This is a genomic window from Pseudomonas sp. GZD-209, assembly GCF_049310485.1.
GTDB lineage: Bacteria > Pseudomonadota > Gammaproteobacteria > Pseudomonadales > Pseudomonadaceae > Aquipseudomonas > Aquipseudomonas sichuanensis.
Map to the genome: position 1 here is coordinate 1 of NZ_JBMOWQ010000275.1, position 10,950 is coordinate 10,950.

Here is a 10,950-nt window from a genome sequence, read left to right on the forward strand (position 1 = left end):
ATGACGCAGCCACCAAACTGATCTGGCTGGGGCTGCGAAACATCACGGCGAATTGGGGCTCGGCGGCGCATGATTGGAAAAGTGCAATGAATCAGTTTGCGATTCTGTACGGAGATCGGTTCATCAGCCCGACCTGGTGAAAATCATGGCCTGCCTAGCGGCAGGCCATTACCGGCCCGAACACAAAAAAACTGACAGTCCCCCTATCAGATCGAGCGCCGCCCGCGCGGCGCATCGCGGGACAAGCCCGCTCCCACATTTGTTTCGGGCCAATGAGTCCTGTGAAAGTACCGCTGCCCGCCTTGGTGCATGCCTTGAGTCATGTGGAGCAGCATCAGCGACCACGCCGAAACCGCGTCGTACCAACAAGGCGGACCAGGTGATGGCACAGGAAAGACTGGCCCGAAACAAATGTGGGAGCGGGCTTGCCCCGCGATGCGCCGCGCGGGCGGCGCTCGATCTCATAGGCGCTGCAAGGGTTGTGGCAGGCACCTGTATGCCCTCATGCAATCAACAGCCAGGCACCTGCATGCCCTGACCCAGCCAACAGCCAGGCCCCTGCCCCCCCTGACGCCATCAACAACCAGCCACCCGATACCCCTCAAGCGCCCCCAAGACCGCCACCAGACTCCTCGCCCCCACGATTTCGTCGGACGAATCACCATAATTCTTGTCCGACAATCCACCGTTCCTTAGAATACCGCCGCCGCGTAATGGCCCATCCCCCATGGATCAAGGGGCTTATGCAGTAGCGAGCATGACGTCAGTAACCCGATCACCGCGTTCCGCCCTGTACAAGTCACACCCCGAACTGATCCTCAACCTGGGCAGTTGCCTCGCCGTGCTCGCCATAGTGGGCATCGTCAGCTACCTGCTGGCGCGCGAGCGCGACAGCGTCGAGCAGTCGGCCATCCGCTCCTCGGGCAACATCGTGCAGCTGATCGAAAGCGACATACTGCGCAACGTCGAACTCTACGACCAATCCCTCAAAGGCCTGATCTGGGCGGTGAAACACCCGGAATTGCTCAGCGTCCAGCCCAGCCTGCGCCAGCAGATCCTGTTCAGCCAGGCGATATCGGCACCGGTGCGCGGCGACATTCTCTGGCTCGACGCCAAGGGCGATGTGGTCGGTGACTCCACCAGCGTGGTGCCCCGCCAGGCCAACTTCGCCGACACCATCCCCTTCCAGCGCCACCGCGACCACCCCGGCCTGGGCCTGCTGATCAGCCCACCGTTCAAGGCCCGGCTGGGCGAGCTGGACTGGTGCATCAGCTTCAGCCGGCGAATCTCCGGCAGCCACGGTGAATTCGTCGGCCTGGCCGCCGGGGCCCTGCGCCTGTCGTATTTCAGCCGGCTGTTCGAGCGCCTGGACATCGGCGACGACAGCAGCATCAACCTGCTCAACACCGACGGCCAGCTGCTGGCCCGCCAGCCTTCCCGGCCAGAGGACCCGCTGATCGGCACCAGCTTCAGCGAACGGCCCAACTTCAAGCGCATCCTCGGCGAGCGCAGCGGCAGCTTCACGGCCAGGTCCAGCCTGCGGGACACCCAGCGCATGTACACCTTCGCCCAGGTCGCCGACCTGCCGTTGATCGTGCTGGTGGTGCACTCCACCGACGAGGTGTTCCAGTCCTGGCGGCGCACGGCGATCGTGGTCAGTGTGGCCACCGGCGTGCTGTGCATCGGCATCCTCTGGCTGACGTTGTTGCTGGGCCGTGAATTGCGCCGGCGTCACGATGCCGAGCAGGGCCTGGCGACCCTGGCCGCCACCGACAGCCTCACGGGGCTGGCCAACCGCCGCCGGCTCGACCAGGTGCTGCGCCTGGAATGGGCACGCGCCCAGCGCAACCGCAAGCCACTGGCGGTGCTGATGGTGGATGTGGATCACTTCAAGGCGTTCAACCAGCGCCACGGCCATGCCGGTGGCGACCATGTGCTGCGCGAGGTGGCCAAGACCATCGAGCAGTGCATTCGGCGCCCGGCGGACCTGGCGGCGCGTTATGGCGGGGAAGAGTTCCAGGTGGTGCTGCCGGAAACCGAGCTGGCCGGCGCGCTGCTGCTGGCCGAGCGCATTCGCGCCAGCGTCGAGTCGATGCCGCCGTTCGGCGCGGACGAACGCTCGGTGACGGTGAGCGTCGGCATCGGCCTGCACATCCCCGGCACCCAGCACGACCTGACCCGGCTGCTGGGTGACGCGGACGAAGCGCTGTACCGGGCCAAGGCGAATGGCCGTAACCGGGTAGAGGGCCCTCAGGTTTAAGAGGCGGCGCGGGCTGCGTTGCGCAGCGCCTTCACCTGGTCGTGGTTGCGCTGTACACCCTGCAACTGGTTTTCCACCAGCATGTAAGTCTGGTCACTGGCGGTGCGGCCCAGTTTCACCAGCTTCTCACGGCCATCCTTGTAGGCCTTGAGCGCATGGTCCTCACCGCGCTCCACTTCATTGAGCACCGCCGCTTCATCCTTGCCGGTGACCATCGACTTGAGGTTGACCCAGCCACGGTGCAGGTCGCCGCTGATGCTGGTGCTGGTTTCCGGGTCGCCACCCAGGCGACGGACTTCGCTTTGCAGCTGGGCCGCGGCATTGGCGCACTCGCCGGCACGCTGGACGAAGAACGCCTTGAGTTGTGGGTTCTTCACATCCTCGGCGGAGGTCTTGAAGCCCTTCTCGCCGTCCTTGCTGTACTCGATCAGGTCGTTGAGCACATCGATGACGTCTTTGTTGGGGTTACTCATGGCAACAACTCCTTGGCAGGTGATAGTCACCTTTACCGGAGCAGGCTTCATGCCAGGCTTCTCATTTAGAAATAATCTATAAATATCAATAGCTTGCAGTTATGGCGAAACCATCGCGCTGGTGCGTTCTGCATGATCGCCGCTTGGGTCGTCGTGCAGATTGCAGTATCGTCCGCGCTTCACCCGCCACAGGCTGCCGCGCCAATGAAACCTGAATCCCTGCAACTGCTGGTCACCCGCACCATGCCTTTTGGCAAGTACCAGGGGCGGATCATCGCCGACCTGCCGGGTGATTACCTGGCATGGTTTGCGCGCAAGGGTTTCCCCCATGGCGAGCTGGGTGCGTTGCTGGCATTGATGCATGAGATCGACCACAACGGGCTGGGGGATCTGCTCAAGCCGCTGCGCGGCAAGACGCGGGGATAGCGGTTGGTCATACCGGCCCTATCGCGGGGCAAGCCCGCTCCCACGCCGACTACAGCGTGGGAGCGGCGGTGCGCCGATGCGACTTGCCCCGCGATGGGCGCTAGCCCTTGGCCGGCGCCACCACCATCTCTACCTGCTCGCCCTTCTTGATCACGGCATACACCACCGCCGTCACCAGGCTCCCTGCCAGGATCGCCAGCAGGTACAGCAACGCGTGATTGATCGCATTGGGGATCAGCAGCACGAACAGCCCGCCGTGCGGGGCCATCAGCTTGCAGCCGAAGTACATCGACAGCGCGCCGGTCAAGGCGCCGCCGGCAATGCTCGCCGGGATCACCCGCAGCGGGTCCTTGGCGGCGAACGGGATGGCGCCTTCAGAGATGAAGCACAGCCCCAGCGCCAGCGCCGCCTTGCCGGCCTCGCGCTCGCTCTGGGCGAACTTGCGCCGGGCGAGGAAGGTGGCGATGCCCAGGCCGATCGGCGGCACCATACCGGCCGCCATGGTCGCCGCCATCGGCGCGTAGCTGGACGACGCCAGCAAGCCCACCGAAAACGCATAGGCGGCCTTGTTGATCGGGCCACCCAGGTCGACGCACATCATGCCGCCGAGCAGCAGCCCGAGCAGGATGGCGTTGGTGGTGCCCATGCTGTCGAGGAAGTGCGTGAGCCCTGCGAGCATGGCCGCCACCGGCTGGCCGACCACATAGATCATCACCAGCCCGGTGAACAGGCTGGCCAGCAGCGGGATGATCAGGATCGGCTTGAGCGCTTCTAGGCTGCTGGGCAGGTTCACCCAGCGGGCGATGGCCTTGGCGCTGTAACCGGCAAGAAAGCCGGCGACGATGCCGCCGATGAAGCCTGCGCCGAGGGTGCCGGCCAGCAGGCCGCCGATCATCCCCGGCGCCAGGCCCGGGCGGTCGGCGATGGACCAGGCGATGTAACCGGCCAGCAGCGGCACCATCAGTTTGAACGCCGCGTCGCCGCCGATCTGCATCAATGCCGCCGGCAGCGTGCCGGGCTCCTTGTAGGCCTCGATGCCGAACACGAACGACAGGGCGATCAGCAAGCCGCCGGCCACCACCATCGGCAGCATGAACGACACGCCGGTCAGCAGGTGTTTGTAGACGCCGGTCTTCTCGGCTTTTTGCGCGGCGCTGGCGGCATCACCGGCGCTTTCCACCTTGCCTTCGGCCAGGGCCTTGTCCAGGGTGGCGCGGGCCTGCTTGAGGGCGATGCCGGTACCGCAGCGATAGATGCGCTTGCCAGCGAAGCGCGCGGTGGGTACTTCGATGTCGGCGGCCAGCAGCACCACGTCGGCGGCGGCGATGGCCTCGGCGGGCAATGGGTTGCGGGCGCCTACCGAGCCCTGGGTTTCCACGGTCAGCGTGTAGCCCAGGGCCTGAGCGGCCTGCTGCAACGCCTCGGCGGCCATGAAGGTATGGGCAACGCCTGTCGGGCAAGCCGTTACCGCAACAATCTTCGGCGTGCTGGCTTTAGCGCTGGGGGCGCTTTGCTGCTCGTGCACCCGGGCCTTGGCGGCGGCTTCGTCAAGAAAGCCTTCACGGTCGGCCAGGGCCTGGGCCGGCGTGCTCTGGTACAGGCGCTTGCCGGCGAAACGGGCCAGATCGACCGGCCCGGTGCTGACCACCAGCACCCAGTCGGCCTCGGCGATCTGCGCGGGCGACAGGCGCCGCTCGGGGTGTTCGGCCTCCTGCACTTCGACGCTGGTGCTCCAGCCTCGACGCTGGGCGGCGGCGGCCAGCAGGCGCGCACTGAGCACGCTGGACACCTGGCCGTTGGGGCAGGCGGTGACAATGGCAATGTTCATCAGCAGCCCTCTTGTTGTTCTGTCAGGTGCACGGCGGCTTCCAGGCGCGCCAGTTGCTCGCGGTCGTGGATGCCGAAACCGACCTGGGTGACCGCCTGGGCGGCGATCGCAGTGGCGCGGCGCAAGGTAGCTGTCGGTGCCTCGCCCTGCAGCAGGCCATGGACCATGCCTGCCACCAGTGAATCACCGGCGCCCACGGTGCTGGCGATGCGCACCTGCGGTGGCTGGGCATGCAGCGCCAGGCCTGCAGCAAACCAGGTGACGCCGTGCTCGCCCTGGGACACCACCACATGCTCGACGCCACTGGCCAGCAACTGGCCGGCGGCGGCGCGTTGCTGTGCCAGGCCGTCCACTGGCAAGCCGAGCACTTCACCCAGTTCGTCAGTGTTCGGCTTGACCAGCCAGGGCGAGGCCTGCAGGCCGGCGCGCAAGGCTTCGCCGCTGCTGTCGAGGGCCACTTTCAGGCCCTGCACCTTGAGCATCTGCAGCAACTCGCGCAACCAGCCCGGGCTGATCCCCCGTGGCAGGCTGCCGGCCACCACCACCGCATCATGCCCCGGCGCTACCTGCGCCAGGCGGTGCAGCAGGTCGTTCCTGGCGGCCTCATCGACCTGCGGGCCCTGGCCATTGATGTCGGTGACCCGGCCGTCGGCCTCGACCAGCTTGATGTTGCTGCGGGTCTCGCCAGGCACGCGGACGAAGCAGTCGGCAAAGCCGCGCTGGGCAATCAGCGCCTCGAAGGGTTGCAGGTTGTCCTGGCCGAGAAAACCACCGACGGTGACGCTGTGGCCCAGGTCGGCCAGCACCTGGGCGACGTTCAGGCCCTTGCCGGCGGCATGGCTGTGCTGGGCCTGGCTGCGGTTGACGACACCGGCTTGCAGGCGGTCGAGGCTGACGGTGATGTCCAGCGCCGGGTTGAGGGTAAGGGTGAGGATCTTGGCCATTTCAGTAACGCTCCACCAGCGCCCGAACCGCTTCGGCACTGTCTTGTTGCAGGGCCTCGCGCGCCAGGGCGCGGGCCGTCGATAGGGTGGCCTGGCGCACCAGTGCCTTGACTTCGGGGATGCTGCGGGCGGCGACACTCAACTCATCCACCTCCAGCCCCAGCAACACCGCGACCGCCTGCGGGTCGGCCGCCAGTTCACCGCAGATACCCACCCACTTGCCTTCGGCGTGGGCGGCGCGCACGGTCATGTCGATCAGCTGGAGCACTGCCGGGTGCAGGCCGTCGGCCTGGGCCGAGAGGCTCGGGTGGCCGCGGTCGATGGCCAGGGTGTACTGGGTGAGGTCGTTGGTGCCGATGCTGAAGAAGTCCACTTCGCGCGCCAGCTGCGGCGCCAGCAACGCGGCGGACGGCACCTCGACCATGATCCCGACCTGCAGATCGCTCACCGGGATCTCCAGGCGCAAGCGCTCGACCATGGCCTTGGCGGCGCGCCATTCGTGCACCTGCCCGACCATGGGGAACATGATCCGCAGGGGGCGATTGTCGGCCGCGCGCAGCAGGGCACGCAGCTGCTCTTCCATCACCTGTGGGCGCTGCAGGGTCAGGCGTACGCCGCGCACGCCGAGGAAGGGGTTGTCTTCTGCCGCAATCGGCCAGTAGGGCAAGGGCTTGTCGCCGCCCACGTCGAGGGTGCGCACCACCAGTGGCCGCCCGGCCAGGCCGTCGAGCACGCGGCGGTATTCGGCTTCCTGGGTGGCCACGTCGGGGGCCTGCGGGTGGGCCATGAAGATCAGCTCGGTGCGCAGCAGGCCGACGCCTTCGGCGCCCTGCTCCACCACCTTGTCGATGCCGCTGCTTTCGCCGATGTTGGCGCACACTTCGAGGCGGTGGCCGTCGCGGGTCACTGCCGGTTCGTGGCGGTTGGCCCAGGCGATCTGCAAGCGCCGCTCGCGGGCGTCGCGCTCAGCCAGGGCACGTTGCAGTTCATCGGCGGGCGGGGCGATGGCGACACGCCCGCGCTGGCCGTCAAGCAACAGCGGCGTGCCGCTGTCGAGCAGCAGGATCGCCGCGCCGGCACCGACCACCGCCGGGATGCCCAGGGCGCGGGCAACGATGGCGCTGTGGGCGGTGGCGCCGCCCTGGGCGGTGACGATGCCGGCGACCCGTTCCGGATCAAGGCGCGCCACGTCCGAGGGGCCCACTTCGGCCATCACCAGCACGTAGGGTTGGGTGGGTTCGGCGGCCTGCTGCACGCCACACAGCTGCGCCAGCACCCGCCGGCCGATGTCGCGCAGGTCGGCGGCGCGCTCGGCCAGCAGGGTGTCGTGCAGGGCCTCCTGCTGGCGCGCGGCGGCGTCGATCACGGCCATCCAGGCGGCGGCGGCGCTTTCGCCCTGGGCCAGGCGCAGCTCGACCTCGTCCATCAGGGCCGGGTCGCTGAGCATCTCTTGATGGGTGACGAAGATTTCGCCGATGGCCTTGTCACTGCGCTGCACCAGGGCCTGCAACTCGGCGTGTACCGCCGCCACGGCGCTGCGCAATTTCAGGCGTTCCTGTGCAGGGGACTCGCCGCGCAGGGGGTAGTCGATGTCGCGCTCGACCCGCACAAAGGCCGGGCCGCTGGCAATCCCGGGGGCTGCCGCGACGCCCTGGACAGTGCTGCCGGGCAGCGGTGCCTCAAGCACCTGCGCGGATGCCTCGGCGACAGGCTGGGTAACGGCCGGCAGTGGCTCCACCTCCTCACCAAGGCCTTGCTCGATGGCGGCCAGCAACACCGGCAGCGCGTCATTGGCGATGCCCGGTTCGGCGATCAGCTCCAGCACCTGACCACGCCGGGCGCCCAGGCTGAGCAGCTTGCTCAGGCTCTTGACCGAAACCGCAGGCTGGGCGCTGTCGAGCACACGCACGCGGATCTCACCGTCGAAGCCCTTGGCCAGTTGCGCCAGCGCCTTGGCCGGGCGGGCATGCAAGCCATGGGGGTTAGCCAGCGCCACCCGGGCGCTGGGCCAGTCGGCAGGCGCTTCGCCGCCGAGCACTTCGAGTACTGCGCGGCTGCTGGTGGCCTGGTAGAGCATCTGCCCGCGGCCTTCGATCAGCACTTCGCACAGGCGTTCGAGCAAGGCCTGGTGCGCGGCACCGAGGCTAGCCAGGCAGAACAGGCCATTGAGTGGCTGATCGCGGTAACGCAGGGGTGTTTGCGGGGTGACGAAGGCCAGGCCCGGCTGGCGCACCTGGCGCTCGCTGTGCAGCCACCACAGGCCTTCGCCCAGGGGCAGCGGTTCGGCCTGTTGCAATACGGCGGCGAAACCGCTGTCGACACAGCCGGCGCGCTGCAACAGGCGTGCACCGCGCCAGGCCAGTTCGTCGAAGTCTTCGGCGGCCAGGTTGAGGCCGACCAATTGCGCATCCAGTGCCAATTCCTGGGGGGCGCCTTGCAGCAGCTTGAGCAAGGCCTCGGCACTGCCGGCGCGGCGCAAGGCCTCGGCCAGGTCGGTCTCGCCGAGGGCGCGGGTGAGCAGTTGCAGCAGGCGCAGGTGTTCGTCGGAACGGGCGGCAATGCCGATGGCCAGGTACACAATCTGCCCGTCGCCCCAGTCCACCCCTTCGGGGAACTGCAGCAGGCGCACGCCGGTGGCGAACACCAGCTCGCGGGTCTGCGGTGTGCCATGGGGGATGGCGATGCCCTGGCCGAGGAAGGTCGAGCCCTGCGCCTCGCGGGCGCGCAAGCCGTCGACATAGCCTTCGGCAACCAGCCCGTCGGCCACCAGCCGCGCGGCCAGCAAGGCCAACGCCTCGCTTTTGTCGGCAGCCTTCTGGCCCATGGCAATCTGCTCCACGGCAAGCTCGAGCATGACCTTCTCCTTTCCGGCGCCCAGGTGGGGTACCGAGGTATTGTTGTGGATTTTTCCGGCAAAAGCCGTTCAATTGATCAGCGCAAGTGGCCAGGCTGGATGCGGCAAGCAGGAAAAATCAGCCAAGCTGAAACGTTTAATCTGACCAAGCGGCCACGTTACTCGATAATCTGCCGACGAAAAAGCCCCATCCTGTCGGACAATTGCGACAATGGTCGTCTGCGCGCGGGCCTGCGCTTGGGTGAAACTACCCGGTCAGGCAAGCAGTCAGCCCCGGAAATAACAAGGAAAATTCGGTGAAACTCAGCGATATCGCCCGTCTGGCCGGTGTGTCCGTGACCACGGCCAGCTACGTCATCAATGGCAAGGCCGAGCAGCAGCGCATCAGCAACAGTACCGTCGAGCGCGTGCGCGCGGTGGTCGAGGCCCATGGCTTCACCCCCAACCCGCAGGCCGCCGGCCTGCGCAGCCGGCACACCCGCACCCTGGGCTTCATTCTCCCCGACCTCGAGAACCCCAGCTACGCCCGCATCGCCAAGCAGCTGGAACAGGGCGCCCGCGCCCGTGGCTACCAGTTGCTGATCGCCAGCAGCGACGACCAGCCCGGCAGCGAGCACCAGTTGCAGCAACTGTTCCGCGCCCGCCGCTGCGATGCGCTGTTCGTCGCCAGCTGCCTGCCGCCCGAGGACGACAGCTACCGTGAGCTGCAGGACAAGGGCCTGCCGGTGATCGCCATCGACCGTCGCCTGGACCCGGCGCACTTCTGCTCGGTGATCAGCGACGACCGCGACGCCAGCCGCCAGCTCGCCGAGAGCCTGCTGAACACCCGCCCACAAAGCATCGCGCTGATCGGCGCCCGCCCCGAGCTGTCGGTGAGCCAGGCCCGCGCCGGTGGCTTCGACGAGGCCATGCAGGCCTATGCCGGTGAAGTGCGCCGCTACCAGGGCGAGGCATTCAGCCGCGAGTGCGGCCAGCGCCTGATGCAGCAACTGATCGCCGAACACGGCGGCCTGCCGGACGCCCTGGTGACCACCTCCTATGTGCTGCTGCAAGGGGTGTTCGACATCTTGCAGGCGCGTCCGGCCGATTCGCGCCAGCTGCAACTGGGCACCTTCGGTGACAATCAGTTGCTCGACTTCCTGCCACTGCCGGTCAACGCCATGGCCCAGCAGCACGGCCTGATTGCCGCCACCGCGCTGGAGCTGGCGCTGGCCGCCATCGAAGAGAAGCGTTACGAGCCAGGCGTGCACGCCATCGGTCGCACCTTCAAGCAACGCATTCCGGGCGCCTGACATGCGCCTGATCGACACCCACACCCACCTCGACTTCCCCGACTTCGACGCCGACCGCCCGCAGCTGCTGGCCAACGCGGCGGCGCGCGGGGTGGAACGGATGGTGGTGCTGGGGGTGTACCAGGCCAACTTCCAGCGCGTGTGGGAGCTGGCCTGCAGTGACGCGCGCCTGTACGCCGCACTCGGCCTGCACCCGGTCTACCTCGACCAGCATCGCCCCGAGCACCTGGTGCAACTGCGCGACTGGCTGGAGCGCCTGCGTGGCGACCCGCGCCTGTGCGCGGTGGGCGAGTTCGGCCTGGACTACTACCTGCCGGAACTTGACCCGCAGCGCCAGCAAGCGCTGTTCGAAGCCCAGCTGCAACTGGCCTGCGACTTCGAACTGCCGGCCCTGCTGCACGTGCGCCGCAGCCACGCCCAGGTGATCGCCACGCTCAAACGCTACAAACCGCAGCGGGCGGGGATCATCCACGCCTTTGCCGGCAGTTATGAAGAGGCGCGCGAGTACCTCAAGCTGGGCTTCAAGCTGGGCCTGGGCGGCGCGGCGACCTGGCCACAGGCGTTGCGGCTGCGCAAGACCCTGGCGCGCCTGCCGCTGGAAAGCGTGGTGCTGGAGACCGACTCACCGGACATGGCGCCGGTGATGTACCCGGGGGTGCGCAACAGCCCGGAACACCTGCCGGAGATCGCCGGGGCGCTGGCCGAGGTGATGGGGGTTGAAGTCGGGGTGCTGGCCGAGGCCAGTAGCGGTAATGCCAGCGAGCTGTTTGGCTGGTAGTTGTGTGGTGCTCCTACCAGCCTCATCGCCGGCAAGCCGGCTCCCACAATGACGAACCGCTGGGGACGGCCTGCCGGGGATTAGGACAGTCAAGG

8 protein-coding genes and 1 pseudogene are annotated in these 10,950 nt (G+C 67.3%); 5 read left to right on the top strand and 4 right to left on the bottom strand.

The annotated features are described in order from the left end of the window. Together ACO6VM_RS26325 and ACO6VM_RS26330 are read left to right on the top strand one after the other, a co-directional pair. A pseudogene (locus tag ACO6VM_RS26325) lies at window positions 1-140 on the top strand (IS256 family transposase); the annotation flags it as partial. Between the two features lie 617 nt (window positions 141-757). Next, window positions 758-2,260: a GGDEF domain-containing protein gene (locus ACO6VM_RS26330; protein WP_401060243.1), complete on the top strand. Its 1,503-nt coding sequence runs from the start codon at window positions 758-760 to the stop codon at window positions 2,258-2,260. Here ACO6VM_RS26330 and ACO6VM_RS26335 read toward each other — a convergent pair. Continuing rightward, a complete protein-coding gene (locus ACO6VM_RS26335; RefSeq protein ID WP_125465481.1) occupies window positions 2,257-2,733 on the bottom strand; it encodes a ferritin-like domain-containing protein in 477 nt (158 codons plus the stop codon). The genes ACO6VM_RS26330 and ACO6VM_RS26335 overlap by 4 nt on opposite strands. A gap of 204 nt (window positions 2,734-2,937) precedes the next feature. On the opposite strand from ACO6VM_RS26335, the gene ACO6VM_RS26340 reads away from it, so the two are divergent. Beyond that, window positions 2,938-3,159: a DUF3820 family protein gene (locus ACO6VM_RS26340; RefSeq protein WP_401060325.1), complete on the top strand. Its 222-nt coding sequence runs from the start codon at window positions 2,938-2,940 to the stop codon at window positions 3,157-3,159. A gap of 100 nt (window positions 3,160-3,259) precedes the next feature. Here the strand turns inward: ACO6VM_RS26340 and ACO6VM_RS26345 are convergent, their stop codons facing one another. Genes ACO6VM_RS26345 through ptsP form a run of 3 tightly spaced genes read right to left on the bottom strand, consistent with a single transcriptional unit; the run spans window position 3,260 to window position 8,785 of the window. Continuing rightward, window positions 3,260-4,987, bottom strand: a complete 1,728-nt coding sequence (locus ACO6VM_RS26345; RefSeq protein ID WP_422404029.1) for a PTS fructose-like transporter subunit IIB — start codon at window positions 4,985-4,987, stop codon at window positions 3,260-3,262. Further along, a complete protein-coding gene (gene pfkB / locus ACO6VM_RS26350; protein ID WP_422404030.1) occupies window positions 4,987-5,931 on the bottom strand; it encodes a 1-phosphofructokinase in 945 nt (314 codons plus the stop codon). The genes ACO6VM_RS26345 and pfkB overlap by 1 nt, the downstream gene beginning before the upstream one ends. Before the next feature lies 1 nt (window position 5,932). Then, a complete protein-coding gene (gene ptsP, locus ACO6VM_RS26355; protein ID WP_422404031.1) occupies window positions 5,933-8,785 on the bottom strand; it encodes a phosphoenolpyruvate--protein phosphotransferase in 2,853 nt (950 codons plus the stop codon). Between the two features lie 296 nt (window positions 8,786-9,081). On the opposite strand from ptsP, the gene cra reads away from it, so the two are divergent. Both cra and ACO6VM_RS26365 read left to right on the top strand, forming a co-directional pair. After that, complete coding sequence (gene cra, locus ACO6VM_RS26360; RefSeq protein ID WP_401060251.1) at window positions 9,082-10,077, top strand: catabolite repressor/activator; 996 nt, start codon at window positions 9,082-9,084, stop codon at window positions 10,075-10,077. Window position 10,078: 1 nt separating this feature from the next. After that, complete coding sequence (locus ACO6VM_RS26365; RefSeq protein WP_422404032.1) at window positions 10,079-10,855, top strand: TatD family hydrolase; 777 nt, start codon at window positions 10,079-10,081, stop codon at window positions 10,853-10,855. Window positions 10,856-10,950: the final 95 nt, after the last annotated feature.

Coding starts and splice junctions, on each gene's coding strand:
- ACO6VM_RS26345 (WP_422404029.1), bottom strand. CDS start 4,987: ATGAACATTGCCATTGTCACCGCCTGCCCCAACGGCCAGGTGTCCAGC.
- ACO6VM_RS26365 (WP_422404032.1), top strand. CDS start 10,079: ATGCGCCTGATCGACACCCACACCCACCTCGACTTCCCCGACTTCGAC.
- ptsP (WP_422404031.1), bottom strand. CDS start 8,785: ATGCTCGAGCTTGCCGTGGAGCAGATTGCCATGGGCCAGAAGGCTGCC.
- ACO6VM_RS26335 (WP_125465481.1), bottom strand. CDS start 2,733: ATGAGTAACCCCAACAAAGACGTCATCGATGTGCTCAACGACCTGATC.
- ACO6VM_RS26330 (WP_401060243.1), top strand. CDS start 758: ATGACGTCAGTAACCCGATCACCGCGTTCCGCCCTGTACAAGTCACAC.
- pfkB (WP_422404030.1), bottom strand. CDS start 5,931: ATGGCCAAGATCCTCACCCTTACCCTCAACCCGGCGCTGGACATCACC.
- ACO6VM_RS26340 (WP_401060325.1), top strand. CDS start 2,938: ATGAAACCTGAATCCCTGCAACTGCTGGTCACCCGCACCATGCCTTTT.